At 42.6% G+C, this 15,219-nt stretch carries 20 protein-coding genes; 5 read left to right on the top strand and 15 right to left on the bottom strand.

Translation table 11 applies throughout. The features are described from left to right. Nucleotides 1–5: 5 nt before the first annotated feature. Entirely contained in the window at nt 6–101 is a 96-nt protein-coding gene (locus tag ACPV3A_RS36800; RefSeq protein WP_426204487.1) for an IS3 family transposase, read from the top strand. A gap of 66 nt (nt 102–167) precedes the next feature. On the opposite strand, the gene ACPV3A_RS36795 is transcribed toward ACPV3A_RS36800, so the two are convergent. The 6 genes from ACPV3A_RS36795 to ACPV3A_RS36770 form a co-directional block, all read right to left on the bottom strand. Continuing rightward, nucleotides 168–407, bottom strand: a complete 240-nt coding sequence (locus tag ACPV3A_RS36795) for a glutaredoxin family protein (RefSeq protein WP_036638501.1) — start codon at nt 405–407, stop codon at nt 168–170. Between the two features lie 21 nt (nt 408–428). Then, entirely contained in the window at nt 429–632 is a 204-nt protein-coding gene (locus ACPV3A_RS36790) for a heavy-metal-associated domain-containing protein (RefSeq protein WP_036638499.1), read from the bottom strand. A gap of 26 nt (nt 633–658) precedes the next feature. Beyond that, on the bottom strand, nt 659–1,276 hold the full coding sequence (locus ACPV3A_RS36785; protein WP_036638498.1) for a nitrite reductase: 618 nt from the start codon (nt 1,274–1,276) through the stop codon (nt 659–661). Nucleotides 1,277–1,303: 27 nt separating this feature from the next. Further along, nucleotides 1,304–3,742, bottom strand: a complete 2,439-nt coding sequence (locus tag ACPV3A_RS36780) for a heavy metal translocating P-type ATPase (protein ID WP_036638497.1) — start codon at nt 3,740–3,742, stop codon at nt 1,304–1,306. A gap of 33 nt (nt 3,743–3,775) precedes the next feature. Continuing rightward, nucleotides 3,776–3,976: a copper ion binding protein gene (locus tag ACPV3A_RS36775; RefSeq protein ID WP_036638843.1), complete on the bottom strand. Its 201-nt coding sequence runs from the start codon at nt 3,974–3,976 to the stop codon at nt 3,776–3,778. 227 nt (nt 3,977–4,203) lie between these two features. Next, nucleotides 4,204–4,539: a metal-sensitive transcriptional regulator gene (locus ACPV3A_RS36770; protein WP_036638840.1), complete on the bottom strand. Its 336-nt coding sequence runs from the start codon at nt 4,537–4,539 to the stop codon at nt 4,204–4,206. A gap of 326 nt (nt 4,540–4,865) precedes the next feature. Here ACPV3A_RS36770 and ACPV3A_RS36765 point away from each other — a divergent pair, with 326 nt between their 5' ends. After that, entirely contained in the window at nt 4,866–5,096 is a 231-nt protein-coding gene (locus tag ACPV3A_RS36765) for an SHOCT domain-containing protein (protein ID WP_225595920.1), read from the top strand. Between the two features lie 274 nt (nt 5,097–5,370). Here ACPV3A_RS36765 and ACPV3A_RS36760 read toward each other — a convergent pair whose 3' ends face one another. The 3 genes from ACPV3A_RS36760 to ACPV3A_RS36750 all read right to left on the bottom strand — a co-directional run bounded on the left by ACPV3A_RS36760 (nt 5,371) and on the right by ACPV3A_RS36750 (nt 8,324). After that, nucleotides 5,371–6,435 (bottom strand): flavin-containing monooxygenase, encoded by a 1,065-nt coding sequence (locus ACPV3A_RS36760; protein WP_036638496.1) that lies wholly within the window; start codon nt 6,433–6,435, stop codon nt 5,371–5,373. Between the two features lie 20 nt (nt 6,436–6,455). Continuing rightward, nucleotides 6,456–7,700 (bottom strand): MFS transporter, encoded by a 1,245-nt coding sequence (locus tag ACPV3A_RS36755; protein ID WP_036638495.1) that lies wholly within the window; start codon nt 7,698–7,700, stop codon nt 6,456–6,458. A gap of 228 nt (nt 7,701–7,928) precedes the next feature. After that, nucleotides 7,929–8,324 (bottom strand): MerR family transcriptional regulator, encoded by a 396-nt coding sequence (locus ACPV3A_RS36750; RefSeq protein ID WP_036638494.1) that lies wholly within the window; start codon nt 8,322–8,324, stop codon nt 7,929–7,931. 283 nt (nt 8,325–8,607) lie between these two features. On the opposite strand from ACPV3A_RS36750, the gene ACPV3A_RS36745 reads away from it, so the two are divergent. From ACPV3A_RS36745 to ACPV3A_RS36735, 3 genes are all read left to right on the top strand, one after another. Continuing rightward, nucleotides 8,608–8,943: a hypothetical protein gene (locus ACPV3A_RS36745; protein ID WP_225595923.1), complete on the top strand. Its 336-nt coding sequence runs from the start codon at nt 8,608–8,610 to the stop codon at nt 8,941–8,943. 185 nt (nt 8,944–9,128) lie between these two features. Then, nucleotides 9,129–10,115, top strand: a complete 987-nt coding sequence (locus tag ACPV3A_RS36740; protein WP_036638493.1) for an arsenic resistance protein — start codon at nt 9,129–9,131, stop codon at nt 10,113–10,115. A gap of 51 nt (nt 10,116–10,166) precedes the next feature. Continuing rightward, nucleotides 10,167–10,631 carry a putative iron-sulfur cluster-binding metallochaperone gene (locus tag ACPV3A_RS36735; protein WP_076152817.1) on the top strand — a complete coding sequence of 155 codons (465 nt, stop codon included), beginning with the start codon at nt 10,167–10,169 and terminating at the stop codon, nt 10,629–10,631. A gap of 243 nt (nt 10,632–10,874) precedes the next feature. Here the strand turns inward: ACPV3A_RS36735 and ACPV3A_RS36730 are convergent, their stop codons facing one another. From ACPV3A_RS36730 to ACPV3A_RS36705, 6 genes are all read right to left on the bottom strand, one after another. Beyond that, nucleotides 10,875–11,309, bottom strand: coding sequence for a protein-tyrosine phosphatase family protein (locus tag ACPV3A_RS36730; RefSeq protein WP_036638491.1), 435 nt, complete (start codon nt 11,307–11,309; stop codon nt 10,875–10,877). A gap of 26 nt (nt 11,310–11,335) precedes the next feature. Beyond that, the gene (locus ACPV3A_RS36725) at nt 11,336–11,620 is read right to left on the bottom strand and encodes an adhesin (RefSeq protein ID WP_036638488.1); all 285 of its coding nucleotides are present in this window, start codon (nt 11,618–11,620) and stop codon (nt 11,336–11,338) included. A 36-nt stretch (nt 11,621–11,656) separates the two neighbouring features. Then, on the bottom strand, nt 11,657–13,420 hold the full coding sequence (gene arsA, locus ACPV3A_RS36720; protein ID WP_036638834.1) for an arsenical pump-driving ATPase: 1,764 nt from the start codon (nt 13,418–13,420) through the stop codon (nt 11,657–11,659). Between the two features lie 23 nt (nt 13,421–13,443). After that, complete coding sequence (arsD, locus tag ACPV3A_RS36715; protein ID WP_036638485.1) at nt 13,444–13,803, bottom strand: arsenite efflux transporter metallochaperone ArsD; 360 nt, start codon at nt 13,801–13,803, stop codon at nt 13,444–13,446. A 63-nt stretch (nt 13,804–13,866) separates the two neighbouring features. Continuing rightward, complete coding sequence (gene arsC, locus ACPV3A_RS36710; RefSeq protein WP_028407113.1) at nt 13,867–14,286, bottom strand: arsenate reductase (thioredoxin); 420 nt, start codon at nt 14,284–14,286, stop codon at nt 13,867–13,869. 27 nt (nt 14,287–14,313) lie between these two features. After that, the coding region (locus ACPV3A_RS36705) for an arsenic transporter (protein WP_426204809.1) at nt 14,314–15,219 on the bottom strand (906 nt) is incomplete at its 5' end.

Here is a 15,219-nt window from a genome sequence, read left to right as displayed (position 1 = left end):
AGCAAGTGAGCGAATACATTCTGTTCTACAACCAGAACCGATTCCAGAAAAAATTAAACGACCGTTCCCCGGTAGAATACCGGGAAACGGCCGCAGCTTAAATCATGTCTTTTTTGTACTGTCTACTTGACAGGGTTATGACCATAATGATCGGCTTTATTTGACGTTTATTTTATGATTTCACTTATTTCCTTTAAATTTTCCGCAAACCCGATAAAGACCTTATTATCTATGACAATCGTTGGAACGATTTGTTTCCCCGTTAAGTCTTTAACTTCCTCGGCATACTTTGCATTCTCTGCACAATTGTATTCTGTATAAGGCACATTTTGTTCAGTAAAGTATCGTTTTGCATAATTGCAGTCGCTACATGTCGGTATCGTATAGACTTTGATCGGTTCCGTCATCGTTCTCACTCCTTGTTTTCCTTAATTCGTTACTTCATAGCCCTTACTCCGGATAACTTCCTGAATATCGTTCAACTGTAATTTCGACTCATCATATTGAACGTGGACAGTACCTTCATCAAAATCGACTTTGCCTTCAACACCGATCTGATCAAGGGAGCCTTCTATAGATTTGACACAGGAACGACATGTCATTCCATCAACTTTTATTTTTGCTTCTTGCATTTTTTTCACCTCCTTTCACGTTTTTACTATGCGAGTTTTTGCAGTTGTTCGATCGTGACACGATCAATGAATCTGCTGAATTTTTCTTTTGCTTTTGCATTTGCTTTATAATAATCAATAATCGCTGTTATAACAGGTGCAAGGCGATCTTCTGTGAGTCCGGATATTAAAAGTTTGGCAATCCTAGTTTTAAGGCCCTTGGGCTCACCGCCGACGTAAATATCGAACTTATCCCGCATTTTTACGATGCCAATATCTTTGAGCAAAGGTTCACTCGTACCCAGGGCGCAACCCGCATAACCAATCTTCAAAGGTGTTGGTGTATTTATCCCCGATATAACTTCATTTAGGGCACGAGCCGTTTCTAACCCCGCTGTTTCTGCCCCTTTACAAAAATTGCAGACGATCAAACTTTTGGTAACAGAGCCTGCAGGATACACTTCAAGGCCAATTTTCTTTAATTCCTCTTCAATACGATCTTTCTGGTCAATAGGAATATCCATATAAAGTTGCCGGAACGGCGTCATTTCAATTTTGACGTCATCCCCCCCGATGCTCCCTATTTTGGAAAACTGCTCAGGAGTAAAGATATTTCCTCCTATTTGGATGCTGGGGCTAATCGCAATCCTCACTCTTTCTCCCATGACAACCTCCATTAAAAGAGATATTTATTATTGATTACGCACTTTTACACGTTGCAGCCGGAGCGCGTTGAGAACAACGGATACGGAGCTCAGTGCCATTGCAGCTCCTGCCACCCAAGGTGCCAATAAACCGATCGCTGCGATTGGAATTCCAAGTGTGTTGTAACCAAGAGCCCAGAATAAGTTTTGTTTAATATTACTCATCGTTTTGCGACTCATATAGATTGCATCCGGAATGCTGGAGAGATCTCCCCGCATGAGCGTTACATCTGCAGCTTCCATCGCTACATCTGTACCCGTTCCAATTGCCATCCCGATGTCAGCTGTCGCCAAAGCAGGCGCATCATTGATTCCATCACCTACCATAGCTACTGTCTTGCCTTGGGCTTGCAATTTCTTCACTTCTTCTGCTTTTCCTTCAGGCAAAACTTCTGCTCGAACATGATCAATGCCGACCTGCGCTGCAATAGCATTTGCCGTCCGTTCATTGTCGCCCGTAATCATAATCACTTGGATACCCATTTCTTTCAAACGGTGAACTGCTGCCTTTGATGTTTCTTTAATCGTATCCGCTACAGCAACCATACCTTCATATTGGTTATTGATCGCAACAAGCATGGCTGTTTTTCCGGCTTCCTCCAAGCGAGCCATCGTATCATATGCATGCTTAGCATCCACCCCATATTTGTCCATCAACCTGCGAGTACCGATAAGAAGTTGATTCCCTTCTACGACGGCCTTAATTCCAAATCCAGGGATGGCTTCAAAAGAATCTGTACCAGGCAACTCAATATTTTTATCCTGTATTCCTGCAACAATTGCTTCTGCTAAAGGGTGCTCCGAATTTTTCTCTGCTGCACCGACCAGCCGTAAAAATGTTGTCTCATCTCTATCGGATAAAACATCCGTGAGCTCTGGCTTACCTTTCGTAACCGTACCGGTCTTGTCAAGTATGATGGCGTCGATCTTATGGGTTTGTTCCAGATGCTCGCCACCTTTAAACAAAATGCCTAGTTCTGCAGCGCGACCGGATCCAGCCATAATCGATGTCGGCGTAGCTAAACCGAGTGCACATGGGCAAGCAATGACAAGAATTGCAATCGCTTTTTCTAATGCTTCTGCAAAATCGCCTGGGGTCACGAAGAAGTACCAAATCAAGAAGGCCACAACCGCTATGCCAACAACAATTGGGACAAAAATTCCTGAGATCACATCCGCCACCCGTTGAATCGGAGCTTTCGAGCCCTGTGCTTCTTCTACAACCTTAATGATCTGTGCAAGCGCTGTTTCCTTACCAACTTTTGTTGCTTTAATTCGCAACATGCCATTTTTGTTAATCGTTGCTCCGATGACCATGTCGCCTTCTCTTTTCTCAACTGGGAGACTCTCACCAGTTAACATGGATTCATCCACGGACGATAGACCTTCCAGCACCTGACCATCCACCGGCACCTTATCACCAGGACGTACAAGCACCACATCTCCTACAATTACCTCATCTACCGGAATGGAAAGCTCTTGACCGTCACGAACAACTAATGCCGTCTTGGCTTGCAATCCCATCAATGATTTAATGGCTTCAGAGGTTCGGCCTTTTGCTAGTGATTCAAATAATTTCCCTGTGATAACCAGTGTGATCAGAACTGCACTTGTTTCGAAGTACAGTGATGGTCCATGGTGCATGCCCGCGCCGTTAATGAACCATTCAATCGTAAGATACAAACTGTAAAAATATGCAGCTGAAGTCCCGAGCGATATCAATACGTCCATATTTGCGCTGCGATTACGTAGTGCTTTATAAGCACCTACATAAAAAGGTTTACCGATATAGAACTGAACAGGGGTCGCCAAGATCAACTGAAACCATGGATTCATGAAAATCTCTGGTGTATAAATCCATGAAGTGAATGAAAAATGAGCAACCATCGTCCATAAAAGCGGTAATGAAAGTAAGGCTGAGATAAGTAATTTCTGTTTCTGCTGGCGTAATTCTTTTTCACGACGATCACCTGTGTTCGCATGATCTTCTTTCGAAATTGCTTTATATCCAATTTGTTTAACCTTGTTTTGCATCTCGGTGATGGATACTTCTCCAGGTGAGTATTCTACCCGTGCTGTTTCCATTGCAAAGTTGACCGTAGCATTCGTAACGCCTGGCAGCTTGCTTAAGCTTTTCTCGATTCGATTCGCACATGCTGCACAGGTCATACCTTCCAGTTTAAATTGAGCAACTTCCTTAGCCGTACCGTAGCCCAATTTCTTAATTGTCTCTTCCAGAATGTCAGTATCAACTTTTGTTGGATCGTACGATATACTAGCTTTTTCGAGGGCGAAATTTACGTTAGCCGTATCCACACCCTCCAATTTATTTAATCCTTTTTCAATTCGATTGGCACACGCCGCACAAGTCATCCCAGTGATTTGCAAAGTTGATTGTTTTTTTTGGTTCGTTGCTACTGCTTCCATAAATGGTTCCCACCTTCACTTTACACATTGGATTTATTTTACGTCGTATCCCTGTTCTTCAATGGTTTCTTTAATTTGTTCAATCTTGATATGACTCTCGTCGAACGACACATCTACCGTATTGTTTTTGAGATCAACTTTTCCCTTCACACCAATTTCCTTGAGTGCCCCTTCAATCGTATTGACGCAATGCTGGCAGCTCATTCCTTCTACTTCTAATGTCATGTTTTTCATTTTCATCATTACATCCCTTCATTGGTTGTTTTTAATTGTTTAAATTATCTTTTTATTACTACATGTTACATCGTGATCTAACATTAATTGCCAATGTCATTTCTTGAACTTAGTATACCCCCGTACCCTATATTTAGTCAACACCTTTTTAATTTTATTTTTTATATTCCCCAGCCAATTAAAGATTGATAAGAAAAAAGCAGCATCACTGCTGCTTCTAAGAATTGTTATTTCATTAATTTGTTCATGGTCGTTAACAGCTCCGTTAATACTTCTGTATCGCCTTCTTGTATTCGATCGATAACACAACTTCTCATGTGATGTTCAAGCAAAAGCTTCCCGACGCCGTTTAGAGCTGATTGGACCGAGGCAATCTGATTTAATACATCGTCACAATAAGTGTCTTTATCAATTAAGCCCTTAATGCCTCTTACTTGCCCCTCGATCCGGTTCAAACGAGAAACTATGCTGTTTTTCACTTTATCTGAGTGATGGCTCTTACGCCCACAATCCTCAGTTGAACAGTGGCTAGATTGTACACTCGATTGATCTACCAGTTCCATGTTAATGCTCATTTAATCTCTCCTCCTTCATGTTAATATACTCTCCCACCCTATACAAAAATAAACGGTATTCACTTTGATAAGGAATTTGAAACTGAGATTGTTGCTGTGAAATTCCTAATACAATATTTACTTGATACTCCGAATATATAGCCCCCCACCCTATATTGTCAAGCAAAACCTGCACACCATTTTCTACACATAAAAAATTTATGCAAAAGGCCCTTCACTTTTTTTAAGATTTAAAAATGAATAACAAGTGAACGAATAAATTTTTCAAAATTTAAGAATCCTTAGACTGGGAGGTGTTCACACTGATAGATGGAATGATGATCGATCGTTCGATGATGATTTTGATGTGTGCTATGATGTGTATCGGGGCGCTTATCTTTATACTGATTGTTGGAGCGACCGTTTACGTTGTTGCTCGATTGCTGATGATGAAAAGCCGTGTTGTGGATCGCCCCTTGATGATGCTGAAAGAACGGTACGTTAGAGGCGAAATTAATGACGATGAATATTTGCGAATGAGAAAAGTCATCCATTACGTGAAATAAGGGAGCACCTGCCTGGATGAAATTTTGTATCTAATCGCTCTTGTTGCAGGGTTTGACGGGGCATTTGGGTTATGGAGATATTTCTGATGAGACAAGAATGCGTTCATCCGGATATTGCTCATAAAGATCATTAACTATTATATGATCCTTGCCTTCCAGTTCTTCATTCCAACGCTTGTTGATTTTTGAATGCTGAATTTAGGGATGAGCAATAAGCACAAGAGAATTTTCATTGGGATCCCCTTCTCTCCTCATGTTGCATTTTAACTAGCCATTACTCCGCATAAGGAACAATTGTATTCTTCTGAATATGTTTCACAGCATACTTTGCATCCGAACCAACACCGCGGAGGGTCGCTGAGGCAAAGGATCGCTGCCCGGATAGGCCCACAAAGTATAAACCGAGTACAACCGTACTGACGCCGCGGTCTTGTAATGGATCTCCCTTAGCATCTAGCCCTCCCAGGTCCTTAATAAAGGAAAGATTGGAATGAAACCCAGTTGCAAAAATAACGCTATCCACCTTCTCTTTAGAACCATCTGGCCAAATCACCCCATCTTCATAAAACGAAGTAAACATGATCTTTTGCTTTGGGTTGCCATCCTTCAACCTTTGTTTGTACCCATCCAGGTCCATAACGGAAGATGCGTTGGCTAATGACTTCCCTATCCGCCAGTGGGAATCGATACCGGTGATAATAAACCAAAAATGAATGTCCTTTCCTAGAAAACGCTGCGGCACAAGCGAGACCTGCTCGCGAACAGCTAACGTGGTATGGGCTTTATCTGCTAACTCCATCGCGATTTGTACAGCTGAGTTTCCCCTGCCGACAACGATAACAGATTGATCCCTGAAGGCATCAGGTGTCTTATACACCGCGGAATGTATGATTGTACCTTTGAAATCTTCTTGTCCAGGTATCGATGGAATATATGGCTTGTTAAAAGAACCGGTAGCGCAAATCACGTTGCGTGCAGTATAGGTTTCTCCCGAAGTCGTACGAACTTGAAAAACACCTGATTCTTTAGAAACTTGCTCAACACGTTGATGAAAGGCAATCGGTAACTGAAAGTGAGACGCATAGTTTTTTAGGTATTGAACAACCTCATCTCGATTAGGATATCGGTCACCTGGAGACGGTATGGATAGTCCCGGTAAGGATGAATATTTAGCCGGCGAAAACAGCTTTAAACTATCGTAGTAATTCGGCCACGACCCTGCAGCTTCCCCACTTGCTTCCAAAATTAAAAAGGATAAACCTCTTTGTTTCAGGTGATACCCTGATGCTAATCCCGATTGCCCGCCACCAATGACTAGGACATCTAAAACATGATTCATTGTCATTCTCTCCTCTCACGTTATGTATGATTATCAACATCAATTAGGATTTCATTTTTTCGATTCCTCTTCTTCACTCGAAGCAATACGAATCCACACAATACTAACAATAGAGCAGCTCCAACATTCAAGAAGGTATCTCCAATTACAGAGAGCAATGTGAAACCCAGAAATGGACCTAGCGCAGCACCTATATCAACCGTCATGGAATACGAAGATACGACGTAATGTTTATTGGATGAATCAGCTGCATATTGAGCGGCATCAGCATCTAATAATGTAGTTACGATTGAAGATACGAGAAGTAATAAGATCAGCGTTGAGAGCCACACAACAGTTTGGAGATGGAATGCGATGATAACAAAAAGAATACCCACCGCCATGATACTTCCCGTTAACCATTCTGTTCTCGACTGCCTGATATCACTAAACCTTCCAACCCAATAACCAAGGAAAGGATCCGCAGCTAATTTGAGGGTGAGTAATATTCCTGTTAACGTTGCAGCACTAATCGAACTTAATAAAGATAAAGCACTAAAATCCCGCATTTCTATCCAGTAGCTTAGTGTCGATTTCACGTACCCTTGGAATAATAAAGAAATCACAAATCCGGTTAGTAGAAGTACAATGAAACGTCGATCCTTAACCATGAACAGCAGTGCTTTCGAATTTTTGTTCTCTACATGCTGCACTACACCTCGACTGCTTGTTTTGATAGCTAACAAAAGCGGAAAAGTTAAAGCACTGAGGATCGCGAAACCGATTAACACCGACGAAGTATCAAAGCTTTCAGATAATAAGGAACCTACAACCATTCCGATAACGACACCAGCACCGGCAATCCCATTAAACAAACCTGTTAGTTTCCCTGGCTGCTTGCTCTCCGTAACAGCTTCAACCACTAATAACTGCCCGGCTTGCTTAATGAAAGCCCATGCCACTCCCCACACACATCTAGCGATCAAGAGCGCGATAAATTCATTAAAGTAACCATAAGCAAATGTAGAAACGATCGTTAGGCAGATGGCGATGAATAGACCATTTCGAACCGGATATCGTGTATAGAACCAGCCAATGAGTGGATGTATCGGTATACGAACAAACCGATTGATCGATAATAAAACCCCAATCTGCCAAAGGGCTGTTAACCCGAATTCCTCACTGTTTACCGGCAACACGGCATATAACATGGCGTCTCCAAATAAACTAACTGCTGTGATGAAGGCGGCAATGATCATGTTTTTCTCAGCCGTGCTCCGAATCATAATCAACCTCCAAATTATTTGTAAATTACAAGTAATAACTCATATAATAGGCCCCTTAGTTCACTTCCATGTGCATAATAATTAAAACCAGTCGCATTACATGTATCAAGCCTTAGATCAGTTATAACTCGAATATTTGTATTTTGCAAGTTTTTATTTTAAAATGAGTCCATTTTAAATAGCCACCTGTTCTACTGGTGGCTATCACGTATTATGCATTACATACATCTAGCACGATCCGTTATTTTGAATTTTCATTAAACATTCCGACCAAGTTAGGCATTTGCAGTTTAAGCCGTTATCTAGAATCTTTATCATGGAATTAATTAGTTTCTTCTTTTCCTCAAGTTGAGAGCGTTTCAACTTCGCCATGTGCTCCCATCGATCTGAAAGTGAATCATCCACTTCAAAACCTTCTAATAAAATGATAATTTCCTGTATCTTAAATCCTGTCTCCTGAGCGACTTTAATAAAACTTATACGGTCAAGTAGGCTCTCATCATAGCGGCGTTGGCCGCTTCTCCGTTCAGGAGCAGGCAGCAAACCGACCGATTCATAATAGCGCAAAGTTGATGCATTCATACCAGCCTTTGCCGCCAACTGACCAATGCTAAGCTTTGTCATTAAATCCCCCCTTGACTTAAAGTTACCTTTAAGTTTTATGATTTAATTATAACTCATTCTGGATAGTGAATTAATAAAATCTTAGGCTAACACGAAACTTAACTCGAGGGTGGAGCAGCCTAGAGCATTGCACATTTTTGAACCTTATGAGTAGCTGTGTGTTAGCTCTCCTTTTTGAAATATCGGTGCAGTTATTTCATCACCGCCGCCATAAGGGCAACTAAATCAATTCGTATAAAAGAAGCAGTTGTAATTCTTATGCTAATTGAAAGGGGCAAATAATATGACTAAAGAAATACCTATTTCATGTTGCTATACAGTCTTTACAAAGGAGGAACGATTTGAATACAAAAATATTTGGAGAGGATTAGAACTAAGAAGGATCAGTATTACGGAGATTGAAAAAGGATACCAACACCTATTCCCTGGTGATTCAGAAACACTACGGCTTTTGAATGAATGGATTGGCTTGGAGAGAAGATGCTGTCCTTTTTTAACTTTTACGGTGATCACAAACAATGAAGATAAAACGATCAAGCTTCAATTAACTGGGAACGAGGAAGTAAAAGCATTCTTACGAAATGAAATTGACGAAAATATAAATGTACTTACTACGTAAAGCCAAAAAACGAATAGCGCCTGTTAACCCTATTCCTCATTACCGATCGTCTTTGTTGAGCTTTTAATTCTTGACTAGTCAGAGTAGACATGATACTTTCGCCTTTAATATAGGCATCAAGAACAGTTGTGAAGTTTAACGTTATTTTGTTGCGATAATCAAGCACAAGTGAAATGAGGATTGAAATGGTCTCAAGAGAACAGTTAGAAAGGAATCAAGTATGGCTTTATGCTCTGGTATTAATTCTTGCTACTGGCATTGGGTTATTTTGGCCTGAAACAAGCGCAAGTTTTGATCATGTGATTTCAATTGTACTTACCATATTAATGTACGGAATGTTTACGCAAATCCCTTTTTTCCGCTTAAAAGAAGCACTATCAAATCGACAGTTTATTTACGCACTACTTATGATGAATTATATAGTTGTACCTATCCTAGTCTGGGGATTAACACGGTTTCTTCCTGCTGATCCCTCTTTGCTATTGGGTGTATTTCTTGTTTTGCTTACTCCGTGTATTGACTATGTCATTGTCTTCACACACCTTGGTCGTGGGAACGAGAAGCTTGTTTTAGTTTCAACCCCCTTACTCTTTGTTACCCAAATGCTTTTATTGCCTATTTATCTATGGCTTTTTATGGGCACACAGGCAGCCGAAATTGTGAGTGTTGGACCGTTTCTCGAAGCATTCCTAGGTCTTATTGTAGTTCCTTTAGTACTTGCACTGCTTACACAATGGTGGGCAAGAAAACAGCAAACGGGAGAACGTTTTCTTGATGCTACAGCATGGCTCCCTGTGCCTTTTATGGCACTGACTCTTTTTGTTGTTGTTGCATCGCAAATCAGTAAACTATACACTTCATTTGACATTATTAGCCAAGTGATTCCAGTCTATGTAGTATATATGGTCATTACTCCAATGATCGCTCGTATCGTTTCTCGTATATTCCGATTGGATACCGGAGCAGGACGGGCACTTATTTTTAGCGCGGGGACGCGTAACTCACTAGTTGTTCTTCCTTTTGCTTTAGCTCTACCTGAGCCTCTGAACGGGTTAGTGGCAGCAGTAATCGTAACTCAGACAATAGTAGAACTTATTGGGGAATTGATTTATATTCATCTTGTTCCAAAGGTCCTTTTACGAGAAAGCGATGAAAAGAAGTTTACAAAATAGCTATGGTCTCACCCTTGCGCTCATTCAAATCACATAAGGAGTGTTGTTAAAATGGATTGCTGCAACTCATCCAACCATATAGTAGCCGTTAGAACTGATTGTCCTTCCTGTAGGGAAAAGGGTAAGAGCGTACAGCTCATTACGCTTAAATCATTGTTAAAGGCTTCTGCTCTTGAAAACATTGAGCCTAAGAACTCTTTCCTTTTTTGCTCAAGCTCTACTTGTCCTACTGTCTATTTCAGCACCGACCATTCGCAAACATTCGTTGTAAGCGACCTGAAGGTACCTGTGTACCAAAAGAACCCGAGTATGAATGTGCCCGTGTGTTACTGCTTCGATTGGACTAGGGATCGACTTCTTCAAGCGGCGGGTACCGACGAACAACCTACCAAACAAATTAAATCACATGTTCAGGCGGGTCGTTGTGGTTGCGAGGTAAACAACCCCCAAGGTTCTTGCTGTCTAGGAAACGTGAACATTTATATAGGGAGTCTTTCAGGAAGTAATCCTCGCTAAGTATAAAAACTGTTTTCGCAGGTTATTTCTTTATAAGTTAACAGCCCTTCCTGATAACAACTTCATAAAAGATCTACTCTCACCATGTTCATTCAATGCATTATCTTTTATAAGGAGGGACTTCCCAGTCCCATCCCTTTAGAAGATATTAAGAAACCTCATAACCGTAGTATTTTATTTATTTCTTCATCCCAGCCCACTTATTTGATCTGCGTGTAGAATCTAAAGTCCTCATTCTTGAAACTATGCTTCAAATATCTTTTCGAGGGATTCTCTTTGGGTCGGCTTTATTTGAATAATGTTGCGAATGCTCTGGGCCTTTTCCTCAGCTTCGGCAATGGTTTGGGCCTCTCCTAGGGCTAGCAAGGTTCCAATGGCAACGGTTCCTGTCCTTCCTTTACCTCCCCCACAATGAAAAGCAACTTTTTGGCCATTGTGATAGGCACTAACTACTTCATCGATCGCCTTTTTAAATAAAACTTCCTCGCTCTCCGTTGCATTGTCGCCCAAGGGGATCTTAATCCATTTCACGTTGGCATCTGTTGATGCGCACTCCGTGGCTTCTTCTCGAAGGTCCACCACGACTTGGACACCTTCTTGTTTTACCATTTCTTCGACATCAGCGGCTCCGCCCATATAGATCTTATCTTCATGTAGTGCATGGTATTTCTTCTCCATGTTCTTCGTTGCCTCCTATTTTCGAATTAGCAGCAGCTGCTACTGCCGCCACTGACGATTAATGCAGGACCTTCTTCATCTAGGTCAATATCCAATATAACATTCCGTACGAGGTCCGCAATCGTTGGATCGAAAGCCACTTCTATATGATTTATACGCTCGACAATGTCATTTTCCTGAGCTTTATCCAGCGTCAGCTGATAACTTGGTCCGCAACACCCAGCACCTGCATTAAAGAATCTTAACGTTGTTGTCTCAGCTTCTTTCATCATCTCTTCGATGTATGCTTTAGCCTCATCCGTAATGATCATGATGATCACTCCTTATAAGTAGAATCTTACCTGTCATTACTTCTCCGTCAGTTTTTTGAGCCGATCGTATCCCTTAATCTCCTCCGGTTCCCACGGAATAATCACGCTGTGGTTTGCCGATGCTTCTTTGATTTGTGAGATCCATTGTGCCTCCGAACTCGCTCGGCCTTGTAACACCGGATCCGTTGTCTGCGTTGCAGCGAAGCTCTGATTGATCGCCCACCATTTTGTAGGGATATTTGCTCGCTTCAAGTCCTCGTTCAATCGGGAAGCCTCGTAAAAAGGCGTGGCCTCTGCCAGAGTAACTATAACTACGCTGGTCTCCTCAGGATTTCGCAGGCGCGGCAGAAGATGCTTCACCGAATTAGGAATCTCTCCAGAAGAACGTTCAATTTCCTTATGGTACTCTTGAGTTGCGTCCAAAAGCAGCAGCGTATGTCCGGTTGGAGCCGTATCAATCACGACAATCTCATCCTGTGAACGCTCAACCAAGTCTGCAAAAGCTCTGAAGACAGCAATCTCCTCTGTACAAGGAGATCGTAAGTCTTCTTCCAAATAAGCAAGACCATCTTCATCTAAGGAATCGGCATTTTGGCTCAATACTTCATTACGGTACTTTTCCAGTTCGACTCTTGGGTCGACTCGACTCACCGATAAATGTTTGTTTCCTTCCTCATCTAAAATGTGGTTAAGATGTGCGGCAGGATCGGTTGTACTCAGATGTACTCGATGCCCCTGTTCAGCTAAGCCAACCGCAATAGCTGATGCGATGGTTGTCTTTCCGACACCCCCTTTTCCCATCGTAAATACAATACGTACTCCGGATGATGCTATATCACGAATGAGAGTGCTTAATGGTGGTGCTGAAATCTGTTCCACGTTTTCAGAGCTTAATGATTGTTCTATGAGTGAAAATAGTTGACGCAAATGGGTTAGTCCCGTTAGGTTATATGGAACTAAAGGTATCTCATAATGGAGAATGGTCTTTAGGTTCTCCGGCATCGCATCTAACGCGATTTGTTGGCGTTTATAGAATGCTTCTGAAATGGGATCCGGGTTTGAATGAAGAACAAAAGTGCCGTTCATAACAAGAATCTGATTATTCATTCCCGTCTCTCTTAATTCGGATGAAGCACGGGCAGCCTCCAACAGCGGTGAACGATCTGGACGCGTCACCAACACGAGTGTTGTTTGTTGTTCGTCATTCAGCGTTGCCAGTGCGTTGCTATATAGTTCCTTCTTCGACTCCAATCCTGCTAATGGACCTAAGCATGAAGCACCGTGTGTACTTTCATCTAAAAATCCGCTCCAAGCGGTAGGAAGTTGCAACAACCGAAGCGTATGCCCCGTTGGCGCTGTGTCAAAAAGAATATGGTCAAAGCCGGCTTTCAGCTCTTGATTGGTCAAAAGGGTGGAGAACTCATTGAAGGCGGCAATTTCAACCGTACAAGCACCTGAAAGTTGTTCCTCCATCGAAGCAATCACGGTATCCGGAAGTTTGCCGCGGTACGGATCAACGACCTGTGCTTTATATTTACTTGCTGCCGTCTCCGGATCTAAATTGGCGACATACAGGTTAGGCGCTCCTTGAATCTGAACAGGATGATTGGATAACGTCATACCGAAAACGTCTTGCAGATTCGACGCCGGGTCTGTGCTGACTAGCAAAACTCGCTTACCCGCATCTGCAAGGGATATGGCTGTCGCGCTCGCGGTAGAGGTCTTTCCTACTCCGCCTTTGCCCGTAAAAAAGAGATACGGCGTTAGTGGAATATCATTTGGATGAAATGATCTACTCATCATTGTGCACCTACTTCCTTCTGTCATTGCTTCGTTTTGAGCTCAATACGCAACTTCGGTTTTTTCACCAAGTCCGTCTCTGCCAATCCAGTCCAAGCACACCATTCCTCCATTGAGGGATAGCCTTGGATTTTCGTTACCTGACCGTTTAACAAAACTACCGGCAAAACTTCCGGACCTTGTTCAGTAAGCAGCTGATTGACAACACGTTTCGTAAGAAATGCATCTGGCTCACTTGCTAGGTTATAACGAGCAACATCGATGTCCTTGCTTTTTAGATTGTGGACAACGGTTGATACGCGAATCAATTCAGGGTCCACGCTTGGCCCACATACTCCTGTAGAACAACACATGGCCGGATCATAAATTTCAATGGATATCATGGTCGTTTCCCTCCTGTAATAAAGGAAGCCGAGAAAAGTTCCCGGCTCCTACGTTCTATTTGATTACTCGCCGGTTTCAGCGAACTTTTGAATACGCTCGCCGATTTGATCGCGAACGCGCTGAAAAACAGCCCATTTTTCTTCGTCGGTACCCTGAGCCTTGGCAGGATCGTCAAATCCCCAGTGCTCGCGGCGAACATGAGGAGGTGTCATCGGACAACGATCGGCAGCATCACCGCATAGGGTGACCACCAAATCGGATTGATTCAACAACACCGGATCAATGATATCCGAAGTTTGGTTCGAAATATCGATCCCTACCTCGTTCATTGCTTTGACCGCATTCGGGTTTAGGCCATGAGCTTCGATGCCGGCGCTGTAGACATTCCAATCATCACCCAGATGTTTTTTGGCCCAACCTTCCGCCATTTGGCTGCGGCAAGAGTTGCCTGTGCACAAGAAGTAAAGTGTCTTTTTTTCCATAATCGTTTCTCTCCCTTATCACTTGAATTAAAGTATGGTTAGCCAGATATATAATCCTAAAAGGGTTATAAATAACGTTGGGATGGTCAATATAATCCCTGTCTTAAAGTAAGTCCCCCAGCTGATCTTCACGCCTTTGGTCGAAAGGACATGCAGCCAAAGCAAGGTGGCTAGTGAACCAATCGGTGTAATTTTGGGACCTAAATCGGAACCAATCACATTCGCATAAATTAAGGCCTCTTTAATGGCAGCCGACGTGTTTGTCGCATCGATGGCGAGTGCATCAATCATGACGGTCGGCATATTGTTCATGATGGAAGAAATAATCGCAGCAATGAAGCCCATCCCCATGGTTGCAGCAAACAGACCTTGATCCGCTACGCTCTGTATGACACTTGCCAAAAGGTCCGTAAGACCGGCGTTACGTAAGCCATAGACCACAACATACATACCGATCGAGAAAAATACGATGGCCCACGGAGCCCCTTTGAGTACTTCTTTGGTTTGCACAGCCGGACTTTTTCTCGCCATCAGCAGGAAGAATATCGCGATAACGCCAGCTACGATCGAAACGGGGATACCCACAAATTCACACACAAAGTAACCGATCAGCAGCACACTTAATACGATCCATGATAAACGGAACATCTTAGGATCTTGTATTGCCGTTGAGGGTTGTTTAAGCTGCGTCCCATCGAACTTACGCGGGATGCTCTTGCGGAAAAACAAATAAAGCACAAAGATACTGGCTACTAAAGAGAACAGATTGGGAACCAACATGCGACTGGCGTATTCGATAAACGTAATGCCGAAGAAATCGGCCGATACGATATTCACCAGGTTGCTGACTACAAGTGGCAGCGAAGTTGTGTCCGCAATAAAACCACTTGCGATGATAAAAGGGAATACCTTCTTCTCGTCAAAATTCAGCGC

The sequence above is a fragment of the Paenibacillus sp. Dod16 genome (assembly GCF_049893405.1).
GTDB lineage: Bacteria > Bacillota > Bacilli > Paenibacillales > Paenibacillaceae > Paenibacillus_AQ.
The sequence above is the reverse complement of the archived record's forward strand: the minus strand, read 5'-3'. Positions and strand labels throughout refer to the sequence as shown.

Bases quoted from the DNA above. Each gene is read 5' to 3' on its own strand.
- ACPV3A_RS36795 (WP_036638501.1), bottom strand. From the start codon at position 407: ATGACGGAACCGATCAAAGTCTATACGATACCGACATGTAGCGACTGC.
- ACPV3A_RS36790 (WP_036638499.1), bottom strand. From the start codon at position 632: ATGCAAGAAGCAAAAATAAAAGTTGATGGAATGACATGTCGTTCCTGT.
- ACPV3A_RS36785 (WP_036638498.1), bottom strand. From the start codon at position 1,276: ATGGGAGAAAGAGTGAGGATTGCGATTAGCCCCAGCATCCAAATAGGA.
- ACPV3A_RS36780 (WP_036638497.1), bottom strand. From the start codon at position 3,742: ATGGAAGCAGTAGCAACGAACCAAAAAAAACAATCAACTTTGCAAATC.
- ACPV3A_RS36775 (WP_036638843.1), bottom strand. From the start codon at position 3,976: ATGAAAAACATGACATTAGAAGTAGAAGGAATGAGCTGCCAGCATTGC.
- ACPV3A_RS36770 (WP_036638840.1), bottom strand. From the start codon at position 4,539: ATGGAACTGGTAGATCAATCGAGTGTACAATCTAGCCACTGTTCAACT.
- ACPV3A_RS36765 (WP_225595920.1), top strand. From the start codon at position 4,866: ATGATGATCGATCGTTCGATGATGATTTTGATGTGTGCTATGATGTGT.
- ACPV3A_RS36760 (WP_036638496.1), bottom strand. From the start codon at position 6,435: ATGAATCATGTTTTAGATGTCCTAGTCATTGGTGGCGGGCAATCGGGA.
- ACPV3A_RS36755 (WP_036638495.1), bottom strand. From the start codon at position 7,700: ATGATTCGGAGCACGGCTGAGAAAAACATGATCATTGCCGCCTTCATC.
- ACPV3A_RS36750 (WP_036638494.1), bottom strand. From the start codon at position 8,324: ATGACAAAGCTTAGCATTGGTCAGTTGGCGGCAAAGGCTGGTATGAAT.
- ACPV3A_RS36745 (WP_225595923.1), top strand. From the start codon at position 8,608: ATGACTAAAGAAATACCTATTTCATGTTGCTATACAGTCTTTACAAAG.
- ACPV3A_RS36740 (WP_036638493.1), top strand. From the start codon at position 9,129: ATGGTCTCAAGAGAACAGTTAGAAAGGAATCAAGTATGGCTTTATGCT.
- ACPV3A_RS36735 (WP_076152817.1), top strand. From the start codon at position 10,167: ATGGATTGCTGCAACTCATCCAACCATATAGTAGCCGTTAGAACTGAT.
- ACPV3A_RS36730 (WP_036638491.1), bottom strand. From the start codon at position 11,309: ATGGAGAAGAAATACCATGCACTACATGAAGATAAGATCTATATGGGC.
- ACPV3A_RS36725 (WP_036638488.1), bottom strand. From the start codon at position 11,620: ATGATCATTACGGATGAGGCTAAAGCATACATCGAAGAGATGATGAAA.
- arsA (WP_036638834.1), bottom strand. From the start codon at position 13,420: ATGAGTAGATCATTTCATCCAAATGATATTCCACTAACGCCGTATCTC.
- arsD (WP_036638485.1), bottom strand. From the start codon at position 13,803: ATGATATCCATTGAAATTTATGATCCGGCCATGTGTTGTTCTACAGGA.
- arsC (WP_028407113.1), bottom strand. From the start codon at position 14,286: ATGGAAAAAAAGACACTTTACTTCTTGTGCACAGGCAACTCTTGCCGC.